At 66.0% G+C, this 18,149-nt stretch carries 15 protein-coding genes; 11 read left to right on the top strand and 4 right to left on the bottom strand.

What is annotated here, in order from left to right; translation table 11 throughout:
- The 4 genes from AC07XB_RS15620 to AC07XB_RS15605 form a co-directional block, all read left to right on the top strand.
- On the top strand, positions 1-185 hold a 185-nt coding region (locus AC07XB_RS15620; protein WP_493688077.1), incomplete at its 5' end, for an acyl-CoA dehydrogenase family protein.
- 68 nt (positions 186-253) lie between these two features.
- Positions 254-1,861, top strand: coding sequence for a carboxyl transferase domain-containing protein (locus AC07XB_RS15615; protein ID WP_492376809.1), 1,608 nt, complete (start codon positions 254-256; stop codon positions 1,859-1,861).
- Positions 1,862-1,915: 54 nt separating this feature from the next.
- A complete protein-coding gene (locus AC07XB_RS15610) occupies positions 1,916-2,704 on the top strand; it encodes an enoyl-CoA hydratase/isomerase family protein (RefSeq protein WP_492833238.1) in 789 nt (262 codons plus the stop codon).
- Positions 2,705-2,786: 82 nt separating this feature from the next.
- Positions 2,787-4,811, top strand: coding sequence for an acetyl/propionyl/methylcrotonyl-CoA carboxylase subunit alpha (locus tag AC07XB_RS15605; RefSeq protein ID WP_493688076.1), 2,025 nt, complete (start codon positions 2,787-2,789; stop codon positions 4,809-4,811).
- 1,512 nt (positions 4,812-6,323) lie between these two features.
- Here AC07XB_RS15605 and AC07XB_RS15600 read toward each other — a convergent pair.
- The gene (locus AC07XB_RS15600) at positions 6,324-7,229 is read right to left on the bottom strand and encodes a MurR/RpiR family transcriptional regulator (protein WP_492372773.1); all 906 of its coding nucleotides are present in this window, start codon (positions 7,227-7,229) and stop codon (positions 6,324-6,326) included.
- Between the two features lie 90 nt (positions 7,230-7,319).
- On the opposite strand from AC07XB_RS15600, the gene AC07XB_RS15595 reads away from it, so the two are divergent.
- Both AC07XB_RS15595 and AC07XB_RS15590 read left to right on the top strand, forming a co-directional pair.
- A complete protein-coding gene (locus tag AC07XB_RS15595) occupies positions 7,320-8,495 on the top strand; it encodes a M20 family metallopeptidase (protein ID WP_492827022.1) in 1,176 nt (391 codons plus the stop codon).
- A 51-nt stretch (positions 8,496-8,546) separates the two neighbouring features.
- Positions 8,547-9,548, top strand: a complete 1,002-nt coding sequence (locus tag AC07XB_RS15590; protein WP_492811385.1) for a Bug family tripartite tricarboxylate transporter substrate binding protein — start codon at positions 8,547-8,549, stop codon at positions 9,546-9,548.
- Positions 9,549-9,582: 34 nt separating this feature from the next.
- Here the strand turns inward: AC07XB_RS15590 and AC07XB_RS15585 are convergent, their stop codons facing one another.
- A complete protein-coding gene (locus tag AC07XB_RS15585) occupies positions 9,583-10,521 on the bottom strand; it encodes a LysR family transcriptional regulator (RefSeq protein WP_492811406.1) in 939 nt (312 codons plus the stop codon).
- A gap of 331 nt (positions 10,522-10,852) precedes the next feature.
- Here AC07XB_RS15585 and AC07XB_RS15580 point away from each other — a divergent pair, with 331 nt between their 5' ends.
- A complete protein-coding gene (locus AC07XB_RS15580; protein ID WP_492827020.1) occupies positions 10,853-11,593 on the top strand; it encodes a class I SAM-dependent methyltransferase in 741 nt (246 codons plus the stop codon).
- Between the two features lie 31 nt (positions 11,594-11,624).
- On the opposite strand, the gene AC07XB_RS15575 is transcribed toward AC07XB_RS15580, so the two are convergent.
- Together AC07XB_RS15575 and AC07XB_RS15570 are read right to left on the bottom strand one after the other, a co-directional pair.
- The gene (locus tag AC07XB_RS15575; RefSeq protein ID WP_492827018.1) at positions 11,625-12,527 is read right to left on the bottom strand and encodes a dihydrodipicolinate synthase family protein; all 903 of its coding nucleotides are present in this window, start codon (positions 12,525-12,527) and stop codon (positions 11,625-11,627) included.
- Positions 12,528-12,614: 87 nt separating this feature from the next.
- Entirely contained in the window at positions 12,615-13,388 is a 774-nt protein-coding gene (locus AC07XB_RS15570; protein WP_492827016.1) for a LamB/YcsF family protein, read from the bottom strand.
- A gap of 128 nt (positions 13,389-13,516) precedes the next feature.
- Between AC07XB_RS15570 and AC07XB_RS15565 the strand changes: the two genes are divergently transcribed.
- The 4 genes from AC07XB_RS15565 to AC07XB_RS15550 are packed head-to-tail and all read left to right on the top strand — an operon-like array spanning position 13,517 to position 18,139.
- Positions 13,517-14,566: an ABC transporter substrate-binding protein gene (locus AC07XB_RS15565; protein ID WP_492827014.1), complete on the top strand. Its 1,050-nt coding sequence runs from the start codon at positions 13,517-13,519 to the stop codon at positions 14,564-14,566.
- 27 nt (positions 14,567-14,593) lie between these two features.
- Positions 14,594-16,300, top strand: a complete 1,707-nt coding sequence (locus AC07XB_RS15560) for an ABC transporter permease subunit (protein WP_492827012.1) — start codon at positions 14,594-14,596, stop codon at positions 16,298-16,300.
- A 2-nt stretch (positions 16,301-16,302) separates the two neighbouring features.
- On the top strand, positions 16,303-17,367 hold the full coding sequence (locus tag AC07XB_RS15555; protein WP_492827010.1) for an ABC transporter ATP-binding protein: 1,065 nt from the start codon (positions 16,303-16,305) through the stop codon (positions 17,365-17,367).
- Positions 17,368-17,416: 49 nt separating this feature from the next.
- Positions 17,417-18,139, top strand: a complete 723-nt coding sequence (locus tag AC07XB_RS15550; RefSeq protein ID WP_253927696.1) for a GntR family transcriptional regulator — start codon at positions 17,417-17,419, stop codon at positions 18,137-18,139.
- Positions 18,140-18,149 lie beyond the last annotated feature (10 nt).

The raw sequence follows: 18,149 nt of genomic DNA, 5'->3' as shown, positions 1-18,149 counted from the left end.
ATACCGCCGAGAAGGCCACCTGGATGGCCGGCGAATCCGTGCAGATCCTGGGCGGCAACGGCTATATCAACGAATACTCGGTGGGCCGCCTGTGGCGCGACGCCAAGCTGTACGAGATCGGCGCGGGCACCTCGGAAATCCGCCGCATGCTGATCGGGCGCGAGCTCTACGCCGAAACGGCCTGAGCATCCAGCCGACGCCCCCGCGCCCACAGCACAAGCCACAAGAACAAAGACCCGAGATCCGACACCTTATGCCCACGCTCGAAACCAAACTCAATGCGCGCTCGGAATCCTTCCGCGCCAATGCCGACGCCATGCAGGCGCTGGTCGTCGACCTCAAGGCGAAGATCGCCAAGCTGGCGGAAGGCGGCGGCGAGCAAGCCCGCGCCAAGCACCTTGGGCGCGGCAAGCTGCTGCCGCGCGAGCGTGTGCAGCAATTGCTGGATCCGGGCACACCGTTCCTGGAACTGTCGCAGCTCGCGGCTTACGACATGTACGACAATGCGGCGCCCGGCGCAGGCATCATCACCGGCATCGGCAGCGTGGCCGGACAGGAATGCGTGATCGTCTGCAACGACGCAACCGTCAAGGGTGGCACCTACTACCCGCTCACGGTGCGCAAGCACCTGCGCGCGCAGGAGGTCGCCGAGCAGAACAACCTCCCCTGCATCTACCTGGTGGACTCGGGCGGCGCCAACCTGCCTAACCAGGATGACGTGTTCCCGGACCGCGACCACTTTGGCCGCATCTTCTACAACCAGGCCAACCTGTCCAAGCAAGGCATTCCGCAGATCGCGGTGGTGATGGGCTCGTGCACGGCCGGCGGCGCCTATGTGCCGGCCATGAGCGATGAATCGATCATCGTCAAGAACCAGGGCACCATCTTCCTGGGCGGCCCGCCGCTGGTGAAGGCCGCCACCGGCGAGGAAGTCACCGCCGAAGACCTGGGCGGCGCCGATGTGCACACGCGCCTGTCGGGCGTGGCCGATTACTTTGCGCAGAACGACGCGCATGCGCTGTCGCTGGCGCGCAATATCGTGCAGCACCTGAACCGCCGCAAGCCGGACCAGATCCGCCTGCACGAGCCGCTGCCCCCGCGCTATCCGGTGGAGGAGCTGTACGGCGTGATCCCTACCGACACGCGCAAGCCCTATGACGTGCGCGAGGTCATTGCGCGCATCGTGGACGACTCGGACTTCGACGAGTTCAAGGCGCGCTACGGCACCACGCTGGTGTGCGGCTTTGCGCGGATCTGGGGCTATCCGGTGGGCATCATCGCCAACAACGGCATCCTGTTCTCGGAGTCGGCGCTCAAGGGCGCGCACTTTATCGAACTGTGCTGCCAGCGCAAGATCCCGCTGGTGTTCCTGCAGAACATCACCGGCTTCATGGTGGGCCGCAAGTACGAGAACGAGGGCATTGCCCGCAACGGCGCCAAGATGGTGACGGCGGTGGCGACCGCGCAGGTGCCCAAGTTCACGGTGATCATCGGCGGCTCGTTTGGCGCTGGCAACTACGGCATGTGCGGGCGCGCTTACTCGCCGCGCTTCCTGTGGATGTGGCCGAACGCACGGATCTCTGTCATGGGCGGCGAGCAGGCGGCCAGCGTGCTGGCCACCGTGCGCCGCGACGGCATCGAGGCCAAGGGCGGCAGCTGGAGCGCGGAAGACGAGGACAAGTTCAAGCAACCGATCCGCGACCAGTACGAGCACCAGGGCCACCCCTACTACGCCAGCGCGCGGCTGTGGGACGACGGCGTGATCGATCCCGCGCAAACCCGCACGGTGCTGGGCCTGGGCCTGTCGGCGAGCCTCAACGCGCCCATCGGCGAGATGAAGTTCGGCGTGTTCCGCATGTAATTTTCCATTGCTCAAGCGCCCCGGATAACGAATCGCACCGTACAGGACACCAACATGGATTTCACCACGCTTACCGTCACGGCCGCGCAGCACGTGGCCACCGTCACGCTGAACCGGCCGGACGTGCGCAACGCCTTCAACGAAACCGTGATCGCCGAGCTCACCGGTGCGTTCCGCGCACTCGGCAGCGAGCCCACGGTGCGCGCCATCGTGCTGGCTGGCAATGGCCCGGCCTTCTGCGCCGGCGCCGACCTGAACTGGATGAAGAAGATGGCCGGCTACTCGCACGACGAGAACCGGTCCGACGCGCTCACGCTGGCGCAGATGCTGCACACCATCTGGGCCTGCCCCAAGCCGGTGATCGCGCGCATCCACGGCGACACCTATGCGGGCGGCGTGGGCCTGGTTGCCGCCTGCGACATCGCCGTGGCCGCGCAGACGGTGAATTTCTGCCTGTCGGAGGCGCGCCTGGGCTTGCTGCCCGCCACCATCAGCCCCTACGTGATCCGCGCCATGGGCGAGCAGGCGGCGCGCCGCTACTTCATCACGGCCGAGCGCTTCGGCGCGGCCGAGGCGCTGCGCCTGGGCTTTGTGCATGAGGTGGTGCCGGGCGACACGCTGGATGCCAAGGTGAGCGAGATCGCCGCCGCGCTGGTGGCCAACAGCCCCAATGCCGTGCGCGAGAGCAAGCGGCTGGTGCAGGAAGTGTCCGGCCGCGCCATCGACGATGCGCTGCTGGCCGACACCGCCGAGCGCATTGCTGCGATCCGCGCGTCGGACGAAGGCCGCGAAGGGGTGCGCTCCTTCCTGGAGAAGCGCTCGCCGTCCTGGCGTCCTGCCTGAGCCAAGGCACCCAGCCAATCATGCGCATCCGCCGCGCGGCCACCGCAGCCGCGCCGCCAGAACCAGAAAACTAGGAACAGTCATGTTCAACAAGATCCTGATCGCCAATCGCGGCGAAATCGCCTGCCGCGTGGCAGCCACCTGCCGCCGCCTCGGCATCCGCACGGTAGCCGTCTACTCCGACGCCGACGCCAACGCGCGCCACGTGGCACTGTGCGACGAGGCCGTGCATATCGGCGGCGCGGCAGCGCGCGACAGCTACCTGCGCGGCGACCACATCATCGAGATGGCCAAGGCCACCGGCGCGCAGGCCATCCATCCGGGCTACGGTTTCCTCTCCGAGAACGACGGCTTCGCAGAAGCTTGCGCCGAAGCCGGCCTCGTCTTTATCGGCCCGCCGGCATCCAGCATCCGCGCCATGGGCAGCAAGAGCGCGGCCAAGCGCCTGATGGAGGCGGCTGCGGTGCCGCTGGTGCCCGGCTACCACGGCGAGGATCAGGATGCCGCCCTGCTGCGCCGCGAAGCCGACCGCATCGGCTACCCCGTGCTGCTCAAGGCCAGCGCCGGTGGCGGCGGCAAGGGCATGCGCGTGGTGGAGGCCAGCGAAGGCTTTGAAGCCGCGCTGGCGTCCGTGCAGCGCGAGGCCAGCGCCAGCTTCGGCGACGACCGCGTGCTGGTCGAGAAATACCTGACCCGCCCCCGCCATATCGAGATCCAGGTCTTTGCCGACACGCACGGCAACTGCGTCTACCTGTTCGAGCGCGACTGCTCGGTGCAGCGCCGCCACCAGAAGGTGCTGGAAGAAGCGCCGGCCCCTGGCATGAGCGAGGAACGCCGGCGCGCCATGGGCGAAGCCGCTGTTGCCGCCGCGCAGGCCGTGGGCTACGTCGGCGCTGGCACGGTGGAATTCATCGCCAACCAGGACGGCTCGTTCTACTTCATGGAGATGAACACCCGCCTGCAGGTAGAGCACCCGGTCACCGAGATGATCACCGGGCAGGACCTGGTGGAGTGGCAACTGCGCGTAGCCTCGGGCGAGCCGCTGCCTCTCAGGCAAGATCAGCTTCAAATCCACGGCCATGCACTGGAAGCCCGCGTCTACGCCGAAAACCCCGACAAGGGCTTCCTGCCCTCCACCGGCACGCTGCGCTACCTGCGCACACCGGCAGCGGTCACGTTCGCGCTGGGCCAGGACGGCAACGGCCCGGCTGGCGTGCGCATCGACTCCGGCGTGCGCGAGGGCGACACCATCAGCCCGTACTACGATCCCATGATCGCCAAGCTGATCGTGTGGGGCCGCGACCGCGAGGAAGCGCTGGCGCGCATGGCGCAGGCGCTGGCCGAGTATCACGTGGTGGGCCTGTCGACCAATATCGCCTTCCTGCAGCGGCTGGTGACGTCGCAGGCGTTCCGCACGGCGGACCTCGACACCGGCCTGATCGAGCGCAACCAGGCAGCACTATTCCCGCCGCCCGCGAAGGTGGGCACCGAAGTCATCGCGCTGGCGGTAGCGGCGCTGGTCGATGCGGAAAACCGCGCGCGCCGCGTGGACCCGGCCGACGCCCATTCGCCCTGGCAGAACGCCGGCGCATGGCGCCTGAACGGAGACGCCACCAGCCAGTTCCGCCTGCGCACCGGTGAAGGCGAAACGCTGGCCAGCCTGCGCAGTGATGGCGGCAAGCAATGGCTGACGGTAGGCGAGCAGACCCTGCCCTTCCGCGCGGCCAGCCTGGCCGGCAGCCACGCACTCGACCTGGGCGAGCGCACGGTCAAGGGCAACACCCATATCGAAGGCGACGCTCTCTACGTGTTCAGCGGCAAGCAGCAAACCCAGCTGGAAGTCATCGACCCGCTGGCCCATGCGGGCAGCGCCGATGCCGAGGGCGGCAAGCTGGTGGCGCCGATGCCGGGCCGCATCATCGCGGTGATGGTCAAGGCCGGCACGGTCATTGGCAAGGGAGATCCGCTGATCGTGATGGAAGCCATGAAAATGGAACACACCCTGACCGCGCCGGCCGACGGCGTGGTGCAGGAGGTGCTTTATGGTATCGGCGACCAGGTGCAGGATGGGGCGCAGCTGGTCACGTTGGAAGATGTGGTGGTGTGAAGGAATGCGGGCCTTTTGGGGCGGGGGGGCTGCTTGTAGCCCCGCTGACGCGGGGAGACACGTTTGGTGGGTGGGGTTTTCTTGCTTCTAGCTGCTGTCGCGGCTGTACGGTATTGGCCGTTTTGGAACGTGTGAGATGTCACTTCTCTTTACTCGTAAAGAGAAGTAACCAAGAGAAAGCGATCCTTGCAGGAGGCTGGCTTATTGGGGTTACGTAGCCCGGTGGTTTCGTCGTCAGGCCCTGGGTGCTAATGGCCTCGCGTCGTTACCGGTTTGAATGGCCACGATCCTGTCAATGACACCGGTTTCGTGGTGAGGCTGCTCGGTAGCGACATCCCTGCTCATTCACGCATCTGCCGGTACCGGTTCGCAGCGCCACGATATATCACGCTATGATGGTTTCGTGGTGGAGTGGGCGCGGTGGAAGAATTCTTCGGCCTATCAAGTCGGTGCCACCGCGCCCACGACGAAATCGGGACGCCTGCAACTTCGTGGCCGCCCGCACCGCGAGCGACAGACGGCTTGAAATTCGTGGTGGTGGCTACCGGTGGGGGCCACCACGAAACCCTGGGCATTAGCAAGGTCGTGGTGGTCTAAACTGGTAACGGCACGAGTCCATTAGCACCCGGGGCCGTACGACGAAACCATTGGGGCTCCCAATGACGCCACGCCAGCCTCCTGCAAGGATCGCTTTCTTTTGGTTACTTTTCTTTACGGGCGGGCGAGTAAAGAAAAGTGACATCTCACACGTTCTAAATCAGCCAACACCGTACAGCCGCGACAGCAGCTAGAAGCATCAAAACCCCGCCCACAAACGCCACCCCCGCGTCAGCGGCGAAATCGCCGGCACCAGCCTACCCCCGCCTCAAACCCTCTTATGCCGTTACCGGATCGAGTGACCACGATCCTGCGGATGGCGCTGGTTTCGTGGTGAGGCTGCTCGGTAGCGGCATCCCTGCTCATTCATCCATCTGCCGGTACCGGTGCAAAGTGTCACGATATGTCACGCCGTGATGGTTTCGTGGTGGGGTGGGCGCGGTGGAAGAATTCTTCGGCCTATCAATCCGGTGCCACCGCGCCCACGACGGAAACGGGACGCTTGCAACTTCGTGGCCGGCCACTCCGCGAGCGACAGACGGCTTGAAGTTCGTGATGGCCGCTACCGGGGGGACCACCACGAATCCCTGGGCATTGGCCGGGTCGTGGTGCTCTGAACCGGTTACGGCACGAGGCCATTAGCACCCGGGGCCTGACGACGAAACCATTGGGGTCCCCAATGACGCCACGCCAGCCTCCTGCAAGGATCGCTTTCTCTTGGTCACTTCTCTTTACGAGTAAAGAGAAGTGACATCTCACACGTTCCAAAACGGCCAATACCGTACAGCCGCGACAGCAGCTAGAAGCAAGAAAACCCCGCCCACAAACGCCACGCCCGCGTCAGCGGGGCTACAGTCAGCGGGGCTACAGTCAGCGGGGCTACAAAGCAGCAATATCGTACCCAGAGCTTAATCCCTACCCCCGCCTCAACCCCTCAACAGGATCCGCCTCAAAAGCCTCCCACAGCGCATCGCGCCGTTGCAACGCTTTGATGACCGCCGGATGGCGCAATTGCGCGACCGCCGAGACCAGCGCATTGCACAGGAAGAAAGCCGCCGTATAAGAGTCGAAAGGCGATGCATTGGCCGTGCGCACCAACAGATGGTGATCTGACAGCGGCACCAGTGGCGCGGCCGGACTGTCGCAAATTGCGATCACGCGCGCGCCGCGTTCGCGAAAGGCGCGCGCGATGCTCACCGGTGCGCTGGAATACCGCCGGATACTGAAAGTCAGCAGCACATCCTCCGGCTCCACCCACAGCATGGCATCCGTGGCCGTCACCGCGCCCGCGCCCAGTTCCTGGACTTGTGGCCGGCACATATTCAGATGCAGCGCCAGCCATGCGCCCACGGGCGCGCTGTTTTTCTGCGCCAGCACGAACAGCCGGCCGCGCGGCTCGGCCAGCAGGCGCGCGATCGCCTCGAAGGCGGCCATGTCCAGCCCTTCGTGGGTGGCCGCCAGGTTGTGCTGGTCGTGCAGCAGCGCGTCGTCCACGCAAGCTCGCAGGGTGCGCTTGCCGCCAATCGTGGCCGGCGCACGCTGGCCGGCGGTGGGCAGCAGCGCCGTCACGCTGGCCCGTGCCTCGCGCTGGGCATCGCCATAGCTGGCATAGCCCAGCTTGGCGAACAGCCGCACCACCGTGGAAGCGCTCGTGCCGTGCTGGGCAGCCAGCGCGGTGGCCGATTCCAGCAGCGCATGCGGATAGTCGCGGCCCAGTGCATCGGCCAAGGTGCGCTCGCGGGCGGTCAGCGTGGCCGCCTCGCGCGCAAGGCGCTCGAGCAAGGTAGCGTCACGTGAGGGAGTCTCCTGGGCATGTTTCATGGTGTTGACACGTTGCAATGCGTATTGCATGATCATATCACTTTTGCAATGCACGATTCACTCCCACACGAAGCAAGGAGCAAGCGGTATATGGCGGACAACGCAGCGGATAGCGACATGCATGCCCAGGCGGCAAGCGGGGTGATCGATTGGCTGGGCGGCCAGCAGGCTGAAATGCAGGCGCTCCTGCAGCGCATTGTCGACATCGACAGCGGCAGCCGGCAGGAAGCCGGCGTGACGGCCGTGGCAGAGGTCCTGCGCGCGCACCTGGAGGCCGCCGGCATTGCGGTCACACTGCATGCCGTGCCCGGCTATGGCGTGTGCCTGGATGCGCTGGTGCCCGGTGCCGGCGATGGCGCGCCCATCCTGCTGATGGGCCATATGGACACCGTGTTCCCGGCCGGCACGGCCGCACGCCGCCCCTTCCGCGTGGAGGATGGGCTTGCCTACGGGCCCGGCGTGGCCGACATGAAATCCGGCCTGGTCATGAACGTATTCGTGGCCGAGGCCCTGGCGCGCTGCGGCGGCAACGCCTTGCCGGTGCGCCTGTTCTTTTCCTGCGACGAGGAAATCGGTTCCGGCGCCACCCGCGAACGGATCATGGACGTGGCGCGCGGCGCGCGCGCCGTGTTCAACGCCGAGCCCGGCCGCGTCAGCGGCAACCTGGTCACAGGCCGCAAGGGGTCGATGGTGGTGGAGTTCGAGGTGGAGGGCGTGGCCGCGCACGCCGGGGTCAACCATGCCCAGGGCGCCAGCGCTATCGACGCGCTCGCGCGCAAGATCCTGGCGCTGCATGCGCTGACCGACGCCGAGCGGGGCATCACCACCAATGTGGGCTGTGTGAAGGGAGGCATCGTGCCCAATATGGTGGCGCCACTTGCGCAGGCCGAGCTCGACGTGCGCTTTACCGCCGACACGGACATCGAAGCGCTGGTCGAGCAGGTGCGCGCGATCATCGAGGCCGAATCGCTGCCGCGTACCAAAGGCAGGATCACCGAGATGCGCCGCACCCGGCCGATGACCCAGACGCCCGCGGACCTGCTGGCGCTGTACCAGCGCGGCGCGCAGCACCTGGGCTTCTCGGTAGATGGCGAGTTCACCGGCGGCGCAGCCGATAGCGGGCTCACGTCCTCGGTGGGTACGCCCACGCTGTGCGGCACCGGCCCGGTGGGCGGCCATGCGCACACCGTGCGCGAGTACTGCGAGCTTGCCACTTTCGTGCCGCGCGCGCAGGCGGTGGCGCTGGCCGTCCTCGCACTGCGCTGAGCCGGGGCACCGCCCCCGCACCCGATTTCTAACTACCTTCAACTCACTGCCATGCCGAACGTGCCATTCTCTCGCCGCCATTTCCTCCGCACCGGCCTCAGCGTAGCCGCGCTCGCGTGTGCCGCGCCGCTGGCCGCGCAAGCACAGGGCGCCTATCCCTCGCGCCCCATCACGCTGGTGGTGCCCTTCCCGCCTGGTGGTTCGGTGGACATCATGGCGCGCCAGTACTCGGAGCCGCTGTCGCGCATCCTCGGCGTGCCGGTGGTCGTCGACAACCGCCCGGGCGCGGGCGGCTCGGTCGCCACGCAATCGGTGGCGCGCAGCAAGCCCGATGGCTATACGCTGGTGGTGTCCTCCCAGAGCAGCCACCTGGCCAACCCGCTGACCCAGCCAAAGCTGGGCTATGACCCGATCAAGGATTTTGAGAACATCGCCATCCTGGGCCGCCAGCCCAACGCCCTGGTGGTGCATTCAAGCCTGCCGGTGCGGACTTTCGGGGAGTTCCTGGCCTACGCGAAGAAGAACCCGGGCAAGCTCGATTACGGCAGCGGCGGCGTTGGCAGCATGGGCCAGCTGAATGTGGAAATGCTCAAGGCCAGCACCGGCATCTACGCCACGCACATCCCCTATCGCGGCGGCACGCACCTGATCACGGCCGTGCTGAGCAATGAGGTCCAGTTCATCCTCGACAACCTGGTCATCATGCTGCCCTACATCAAGGAAGGAAAGGTGCGTGCGCTGGCGGTGGCTTCCGAGCAGCGCCTGCCGCAGCTGCCCGACGTGCCGACCATGGCCGAGCTGGGCTACCCGCAGCTCAACCTGAGCTCCTGGACGGGCATTGCCGCGCCTGCCGGCACGCCCGAGCCGGTGGTGCAGAAGCTCTACCAGGCGGTGCGCCAGGCCGCCAGCGACCCCGCCATGCAGACGGCGCTGCGCGCGCGCGGCGTGTTCCCGCCCGAGGAGATGGCACCCGCCGCCTTCGAACGCATGATGGCCGACCGGATGGTGCGTTACGGCGAAGTGGTCCGCAAGGCCAAGATTTCCGCGGATTGAGGGCGCGGGATTGAGCGCGCGGACTAGGGCGGGACTAAGGCTTGGCGGTGGCCGCCCCGCCCTTGCCTTCCATGCCACCCGTTGCCGTCGCTCCGCCCGCGCGCAGCATGTCGATGACAAGCTGCATGGCGGGAGTGGGCGGGCGGCTCCTGCGCAGCACCAGGCCATAGGGCGCAAGCCGGCCATGCAACGCTACCGGCAGCGTGGCGATCATGTTCAGGTCTTCGTAGTAGCGGGCCACCGAGGTGGGCAGCACGGCGAGCATGTCGGACTCGCGCAGCACGGATAGCGTGGTGAGGATCGACGAGGTCTCCACCGTGCTCACCGGCGGCGGCACGCGATTCTCGCGGAAGGTCTGGTCGATGATCTGGCGCATCGGGCTGGGGTGCGGCTGGATGATCCACGCGTACTCCGTCAGCGCGGCCAGCTTTAGCTTGCCGCGCGCCGCCGCCGGATGCCCCACGCGGGTGACGATCGACAGCGCCTCTTCCCCCAGCGTCTCGAACGACAACTCCTCCGACGGCCAGCCATCGGGGATGCGGCCCAGCACGATATCAATCTGGTCCTGCTGCAGCGCGTGCACGAGCACGTCGCTGGTATCGATCTGCACGATGATGTGCAAGCGCGGATGCGCCTGCTTGAGCTTGACGATCACGTGGGTGAGCAGGTCCGGCGCCGGCGCCATCACCGCGCCCACGCGCACTTTGCCTACATCGCCGGCCTGGATGGCGACAAGCTCCTCGCGCAGTTCATCCATGTCGGCAAAGACCACCCGCGCGTAACGCATCACCGCCTTGCCCGATACCGTCGGGTCCAGCCCGCGCGCGTGGCGCGTAAAGAGCGATACGCCGAGCACGTCTTCCAGTTCCTGAAGGGACTTGGTAGCGGCCGGCTGGGTCAGGGCCAGCCCTTCGGCCGCCTGGCGCAGCGAGGGCGACTCCGAGAGCGCCAGCATCAGTTGCAGGTGCCGCATGCGAAGGCGCTTGCGGATGGATGCGCTGGACGGGATGGATGGGATCGATGGAATGCTCACCGCGATAATCTCCGAGAATAGGCGGATCGTGATTTCCGCTATTTTGCTTATCGCGAATTCTCGCACGGCGTGGGTGGCAACAAGAACGGAGTGCCGCGTCAGGCGGTTGCCGCACTTCCCGCCTGCGGCGGCGCCTGCCCACCCCCTTTTCATGGTGACTTCGCTTCATTTCGACGCATTTAGCCTCACATTCCAGGCTTGCGGAGGGGTTTTCGGGCATACTGGCCAATTCCCTCCTATTGCGAAGCTGGCGTTCTGGCTTCCCCCCTCGATGCCCGGCTACCAAACCAAGCAAGAGAGCATCGCCGTGACGGGCGTCGCCGACCTGGTCATTCGCTCCTTGCTGGACAAGCAGCAGTACTCCGATCCCCTCGGCGAAGCCGAACGCATGGGCATTTCTTCCGCCATGTGGCCGCTGTTCGGGCTGCTGTGGCCGTCCGGCGCGCACCTGGCCGCGCGCATGGCGCTGCGCCCGGTGGACCCCACCGAGCGGGTGCTGGAAATCGGCTGCGGGCTGGGGCTGGCCAGCCTGGTGGGGCACCGCAGGGGTGCCGACGTGACCGCCAGCGACTGCCATCCGATGGCCGCCGCCTTCCTCGCGGAGAACGTACGCCTGAATGACCTCGCGCCAATGAAGTACCGGCACGGGCACTGGAGCGCCGCGGAGCACGAGCAAGATGCCCCTGCTGGCGCCGGCCCCGCCCCCGCCGACGTCCACGGCCATTTCGACCTGATCATCGGCAGCGACCTGCTCTACGAGCGCGATGCCAATGCCAACCTCGCCCACTTTATCGGGCGCCATGCCAGCCCCACGGTCGAGATCTGGATCATCGATCCCGACCGCGGCAACCGGCCCGCCTTCAACCGGCAGATGGCCGAGCAGGGTTTCGCGATGCGCGAGGAAAAGCTCGACCGCGTGGCCGCGCCCGGCATCAATGCCTATAAGGGCCGCCTGCTGGTCTACCGCTGGGCCATGGCACTGCCGCCGACGCCTGGCCTGCCTCTGCAGTAGGGCAGCAATGCCCCACACAAGGTTCTGGTAGTCACGCCTCGCGCACCCCACTGGCATGCAAAGCTTCGCTCACGGCTTCGATCCCGGCTGCATCGAGGTCCCGCAGCGGCTGCCGCACATGACCGCCGCGCCAGCCGCGCAGATTCATGGCAGCCTTGGTGGACTGGGGCTGGCCCAGTTTGCGGGCGACCGCCCGCATGGGGTACCAGCGACGATGCAGGCCGCCGGCGTCCGCCGCGTTGCCAATGCGCACCGCATCGTAGGTAGCCTTGACCAACTCAGGCAGCGCGCAACTGTTGGTCGAGCTGACACCGTCGAACCCTAGTACCAGCGGCCCAAGCATCACGAGATCGGATGCGGCCAGTACGCGAATGCGGCCGCTGACGCGCCCGACGAGCTGATCGACCGTGGTCGGATTGAGATCGCCTTGCTTGAGTGCGACCACTTGGGGCACATCGCACAGGCGCTCGATCAGCGGCACCGATAGCGTAATACCGACGCCCGGCGCGTTATAGATCATCACGCCGGTTCTAGAGAGCGGCGCCACTTCCTCAAAGAAGCGCACGATCTGGCCATCGGTGACTTCGGACACGAACGGCGGCATCAACATGGGCAATCCGCCCAGTTCGCCAGCCAACGAGGTCAGTTCCTTCACCACGCGCACATCGGCATGTGCGGTGCATAGCAATACAGGCACGCGATCGCCCACCACTTCCATGGCGTGGCGGAAGAGCGCTGCGCGCTCGGCGGTATTCATGGCCGGGAATTCGCCGTAGGTGCCGCCAATCAGAAGGCCGTCGTAGCCCAGGCCCAGCATGCGCTCGACGTTCTCCGTCAGCGCGGGGAGATCCAGGCTGCCATCCGCCGCGAAAGGCGTGACTGCGATATTGAACAGGCCGCGGGCACGCGCCAGGGATTCGTCTTGAGATTTCATAATGCCTCGGGTCAATGTTGAGACGTTAGCTGTGAAAAAAATAGGTGGCCGACCTAGGAATCGGCTGGAATACGAACAGGATTGGGATTAGAAATCGAGCTGGCTGAGCGGACGAATGCGTACGCCATCGCCTTCCATCGCGGCGCGCACCGCCCTGGCAATGGCAACCCCCTGCGGGTTGTCGCCATGCACGCAGATCGTGTGGACCCGCATGTCGAGCTTGCGGCCGCCAACGGTATGAATCGCCTGCTCCCGAACCATCTGCAAGGCACGTGCCGCCGCAACGCCCGGGTCGTGGATGACGGCGCCCAGCTGGTTGCGCGGCAGCGTTAAGCCGTTGTCGCCATAGAGACGATCCGCAAAGACCTCGCAGGCCATGCGCACGCCGCCCCGGCGGGCCGCGCGCTCGGTTTCATTGTGCGGCGTGCAGACCAGCACGAGATCCCGGTCAAGGGCGCGCATGGCGCCGATGAGTGCGTCGGATAGCTCGGGGCACTCGAAGGCCATCGTGGCCAGGGCGCCATGGAGCTTGACGTGCGTCACGCGATGGCCCACGGCCTGCGCCATCCCCTGCAGCGCGGCAATCTGGTAGATCAGCATCTTCTCGATGTCACCGGGACTGTCCCCGACGATCTTGCGCCGGCCAAAACCGTACAGATCGTTAAAGCCAGGGTGCGCACCAACATCGACGCCTCGCGACAGTGCCTGGGCCGCGGTCTGGTGCATGACGACGGGATCGCCGCCATGAAAGCCGCAGGCCACGTTGGCCGACGTGACGATGGCCAGCATGGCGCCGTCGTCCCCTATTTCATAAGGGCCAAAGCTCTCGCCCAGGTCTGAATTCAGATCGACTTCCCGCACTTTCATTCTCCGAAACGCCACTCGGCGCCGCTTGGTATACCACTGGCACGCAAAATGCATGCCATTTGCCGGGCAGCAGAATCCTGATGGCCGCATCCCCAAAATCGGGCGTTTCAACTGGAGAAAGCATGACAAGCAAGTTGCAGAAAATGGTTAGTACCGTGGCGGCCGCCGCGGCCTTGCTGGCAGGTGCAGCCCACGCGGCGGAACTGAACTTCGCGAGTTGGGGCGGTGCCTACCAGGGCGCGATCCGCGAGGCCTGGCTGAAGCCGTTCGCCAAGGACACTGGCGTCAAGCTGACGGAAGACACCGATCCGCAGGTCGCAAAGATCCGCGCCATGATCGACACCAAGACCGTGAACTGGGATGTGGTGACGGAGAACAGCGCACGGCTGACGCGCGGCATCAAGCTGGGCGTATTCGAAAAGATCACGCCGGAGATGGTGGATCAGAAGCACGTGATCCGCGGCGCGCGCAGCGACTATGGTGTGCCGTCCGAGATCTTCTCGACCGTGGTGGGCTTTTCGTCCAAGACGTTCCCGGCCGGCAAGCCCCAGCCATCCACCTTCGCGGATTTCTGGGACGTGACCAAGTTCCCGGGCAAGCGCACGCTGCAGGACGATCCGGCCACCGTCATCGAGGCCGCGCTGATCGCCGACGGCGTTGCGCCCGCCGACGTCTACAAGGTGCTCGCCACGCCTGCTGGCGTGGACCGCGCCATGAAGCAGATCGAGAAGATCAAGCCAAGCGTCGCCATGTGGTGGAAGAACGGCGCCGAGCCGGTCAACGCGCTAGGCAGCGGCGAGGTCGTCATGGCGCTGGGCTGGAACGGCCGCTTCCAGGCCGGCATCGATTCCGGGCTGCCGATACAGATGGGTTGGGGCAACGCCGTGGCGCAGGTTGGCTACTTCGCCCTGGTCAAGGGTGCGCCGCATCGCGACGAAGCCCTGAAGCTGCTGAACTACATCATCCAGCCGAAGAACCAGGCCGAATTCAGCAAGCACATCGCCTACGGTCCCACCACTGAAGCCGCCTTTGCCCTGATCGACGAGGCCCGCAAGCAGCGCCTGCCTTCCACGCCCGAACGGCTGAAAAGCGCGTTGTTCCTCGACTCCGAATTCTGGGAAAAGCAGGGGCCGGCCATCGTCGAGCGCTACAACCAGATCCGCGCACGTTGATTCGTACCACCGCGAGGTAACTGCATCATGACAGGCACCGCCCTGCCCCTTCCCCCCGCCTCGACCGCACCCGCCGTGAGGCAGGCGCGCCGCCGTCCGAGCCGCGCGGCGGTGCTCGCCAGCTTGCCGTTGCTGCTCTTCCTGCTGTGCTTCTTTGTCGGGCCCATCGCGGGCCTGCTCAAGGAAGGCTTCTATCAGGACGGCGTGGCGACGCTGGCCAACTACCGCCACCTGATCGACACGCCAATCTACCGGATCGTGCTGGGCAACACCTTCACCATCGCCGCAGCGGTGACGCTGTCCTGCGTGCTGATGAGCTACCCGCTTGCCTACCTGATGGCCAGCGTGCGGCCCAATGTGGCCAAGCTGCTGTTCTTCGCGGTGCTGCTGCCGTTCTGGTCGAGCGCACTGGTACGCACCTCTGCCTGGATCGCGCTGCTGGGCAAGAACGGGCCGCTCAATGCCCTCCTGACGGGCAGCGGCATTCTGGACCAGCCGATGGCCTTCCTCTACAACTTCACCGGCGTGATGATCGGCATGACCCATGTGCTGATGCCCTTTGTGGTGCTGCCGCTCTATGCCTCGTTCCGCTCGCTGGACCACACCCTGGTGCAGGCCGCGCAGAGTCTCGGCGCGGGTTCGGTGAGCATCTTCAGCCGCGTGGTGCTGCCGCTAACCAGCCCCGGGGTGGTGGCGGGCGGCATCATCGTCTTCATGAATGCGGTGGGCTACTACATCACGCCCTCGCTGATGGGAGGCCCGGCCCAGCGCATGGTGGCCGAGCTGATTTCCTACAACATCACCGAGGAACTGAACTGGGGCCTGGCCGCGGCGTTAGCCGCCGTGCTGCTGCTCACGGTGCTGGCATCGCTGTGGCTCTTCAATCGCCTCTTCGGCCTGGACAAGCTGATCGCCGGTTCGACCAGCAAGGGCAGCAGCACGCCTGGCACGGGGCGCACTCCGGGCGGTCGGCTCGCCGTGGCCGCAGGCATTGCCTGCGCCGTGTTCCTGGTGCTGCCGATCGTCATCGTGATCCCGATGAGCTTCGGCACCACCGATTTCCCGGTGTTCCCGCCGCCACGGTATGGGCTGCGCTGGTACGCCAGTTTCTTCGACGACGCCAAATGGCTCGATGCTCTCTGGTCGAGCCTGCGCGTTGGCGCGATCGTGACGGTGCTGGCCACCCTGCTTGGCACCGCCGCGGCGCTGGGCGTGCACAAGATGGCGTCGGCGCGCAAGGGCTGGCTCGATGCCCTGTTCGTCGTGCCGATGTCGGTGCCGGCGATCATCACCGCTGTGTCCCTCTACTACCTGCTGGCGCCGCTGGGCTGGGTGGCCAACTCGCTGGCCATCGTCATCGGCCACACCGTGCTAGCCACGCCCTACGTCTACATCACGGTGCGCGCCGCGCTGCGCAGTTTCGATCCCAGCCTGGAACTGGCAGCGCTGAGCCTGGGCGCCCCGTGGCCGACCATGTTCCGGCTAGTGATGCTGCCGGCGCTGCTGCCCAGTCTCGTCGGCGGCGCGGTGTTCGCCTTCGTGACCTCGTTCGACGATGTCGTGATGGCGCTGTTCCTCACCACCATCCGTAACCGCACCCTGCCCAAACTGATGTACGAGGGCCTGGCGCACGATTTCGATCCAACGGTAATCTCCGCGTCCTGCGTGCTGATTGCCGCTACAGCGCTCATCCTGATGGCCAACCAGTTGCTGGGAAAGAAGAAAGGAGCATGACGATGCAAGCCACCCTCTCGCCAACCGCGTCCCCGCCCTATGCTGCGGCGCCTGCGCTGCAGCTCTCCGAGCGCCCCGAGGCCCAGGGCAAGGACATCTCGGTGCGCGCCGTGCGCAAGTCCTATGGCAGCACGGTCGCGTTGCCGGATGTCTCGCTATCGGTGGCACGCGGCGAATTCTGTACCCTGCTTGGCGCCTCGGGCTCGGGCAAGACCACGCTGCTGAAGATCATCGCCGGCTTCGAAGCGCCCGACACCGGCAGCGTGCACATCGCCGGCCGCGACGTCACTCACACGCCGATCGCCGAACGCAATATCGGCATGGTGTTCCAGAACTACGCGCTGTTTCCCCATATGTCGGTGTTCGAGAACGTAGCCTTTGCGCTGCGCATGCGGCGCCTCAACCATGAGGACATCAAGCGGCGCGTCGGCGAAGCGCTCGAGCTGGTGAGCCTGCAGGCCCTGGCAGCGCGCCTGCCACGCGAGCTCTCAGGCGGGCAACAGCAGCGCGTCGCGCTGGCCCGCGCGCTGGTCTTCATGCCGGACGTGCTGCTGATGGACGAACCGCTTGGCGCGCTCGACAAGAACCTGCGGCAGGCGATCCAGCTGCAGCTCAAGAAGCTGCACCATGACCTCGGCCTGACGGTGGTCTTCGTCACCCACGACCAGGAGGAAGCCATGAACCTGTCGGACCGCATCGTCATCATGGACCAGGGCCGCATCGTGCAAGCGGGCGCGCCCGCCGCGCTGTACCGCTCGCCCGATACGCCGTTCGTCGCGGGCTTCCTCGGCGAATGCAACTTCCTCGGAGAACCCGCCCGCGTGCTCGGGATCAGGCCGGAGAACGTGCGCGTTGGCGCGCTGCTTGGCGCGTCGGACGTACGGCACGAGGGCCGCGTGGTGGCGTCGACCTTCTGCGGCCTGCACTGGAAGGTATTCATCGCCTGGCGGGACAGGACCATCGTTGCCTATGCGGCTACCGGCATGGCTGGTACCGATCACGAGCCCGGGCGGCTCGTAGCCTGGGGGTTCAGCCCCAGCGACGCCATGGTGTTCGCCACCCAATGAGGGCCGGTGAGCACCAGCAGCGCGACAGCATATTCACTACCGCACCAACATGAAAACACTGACAAAAATCGAGACTGACCACGGCGCTGCCGCAAGCGAGCTGGACGACATCGCGCTGACCTCGACCACGCCCGCCGGAGACATCCCCGACCTGGCGGGCGATGCCTACAACACGCTGCTTGACATGATCCAGCTGGGCCGCTTGCGCACCGAGACGCCACTGCAGGAACGGGCGCTGGCGGCAACGCTGGGCATCTCGCGCACGCCGCTGCGCGAAGCCATGAGCCGGCTCATCGGCGGCGGCTTTGCCGTGCGCACGCCGCGCGGGCAGCTCATGATCAAGGAGCCCACGCTGCGCCAGTATCTGGAGATTCTCCAAATGCGGGGCCTGCTGGAAAGCGAAGCCGCCGCCCAGGCCGCGAGCCGGATGGACCCCAAGCATGCGCAATATGTCATCGCCCAGGTGGAGGCGCATCTGCTGGCGCGCAACACCACCAAGGACGAGAACCACAGGATCGATAACCTGCTGCACGACACCGTCGCCACGGCCAGCGGCAACCAGATGCTGGCGCAGACGATCCATGACCTGCGCATCAAGGCCAGATGCTTCGACCAGAACGGCGCACCCGAGCGTTTCGAGCCCTGCGCACGCGAGCATATCGCCATCCTGCAGGCCATCGCCGAGCGCAACCCCGACGCGGCGCGCGCCGCCATGAGCCTGCACCTCGCCAACGCACGCGCCGGCCTGGTTGCGCGCCATACAAACCTGTGACTCCGTGTGT

The organism is Cupriavidus sp. GW821-FHT02F09 (genome assembly GCF_059421605.1).
The sequence above is the reverse complement of the archived record's forward strand: the minus strand, read 5'-3'. Positions and strand labels throughout refer to the sequence as shown.

Excerpts from the sequence above, each read along its gene's own strand:
- AC07XB_RS15595 (WP_492827022.1), top strand. The coding sequence starts at position 7,320 with ATGGCGGACAACGCAGCGGATAGCGACATGCATGCCCAGGCGGCAAGC.
- AC07XB_RS15565 (WP_492827014.1), top strand. The coding sequence starts at position 13,517 with ATGACAAGCAAGTTGCAGAAAATGGTTAGTACCGTGGCGGCCGCCGCG.
- AC07XB_RS15550 (WP_253927696.1), top strand. The coding sequence starts at position 17,417 with ATGAAAACACTGACAAAAATCGAGACTGACCACGGCGCTGCCGCAAGC.
- AC07XB_RS15615 (WP_492376809.1), top strand. The coding sequence starts at position 254 with ATGCCCACGCTCGAAACCAAACTCAATGCGCGCTCGGAATCCTTCCGC.
- AC07XB_RS15585 (WP_492811406.1), bottom strand. The coding sequence starts at position 10,521 with ATGCGGCACCTGCAACTGATGCTGGCGCTCTCGGAGTCGCCCTCGCTG.
- AC07XB_RS15575 (WP_492827018.1), bottom strand. The coding sequence starts at position 12,527 with ATGAAATCTCAAGACGAATCCCTGGCGCGTGCCCGCGGCCTGTTCAAT.
- AC07XB_RS15580 (WP_492827020.1), top strand. The coding sequence starts at position 10,853 with ATGCCCGGCTACCAAACCAAGCAAGAGAGCATCGCCGTGACGGGCGTC.
- AC07XB_RS15560 (WP_492827012.1), top strand. The coding sequence starts at position 14,594 with ATGACAGGCACCGCCCTGCCCCTTCCCCCCGCCTCGACCGCACCCGCC.
- AC07XB_RS15610 (WP_492833238.1), top strand. The coding sequence starts at position 1,916 with ATGGATTTCACCACGCTTACCGTCACGGCCGCGCAGCACGTGGCCACC.
- AC07XB_RS15605 (WP_493688076.1), top strand. The coding sequence starts at position 2,787 with ATGTTCAACAAGATCCTGATCGCCAATCGCGGCGAAATCGCCTGCCGC.
- AC07XB_RS15555 (WP_492827010.1), top strand. The coding sequence starts at position 16,303 with ATGCAAGCCACCCTCTCGCCAACCGCGTCCCCGCCCTATGCTGCGGCG.
- AC07XB_RS15600 (WP_492372773.1), bottom strand. The coding sequence starts at position 7,229 with ATGAAACATGCCCAGGAGACTCCCTCACGTGACGCTACCTTGCTCGAG.
- AC07XB_RS15590 (WP_492811385.1), top strand. The coding sequence starts at position 8,547 with ATGCCGAACGTGCCATTCTCTCGCCGCCATTTCCTCCGCACCGGCCTC.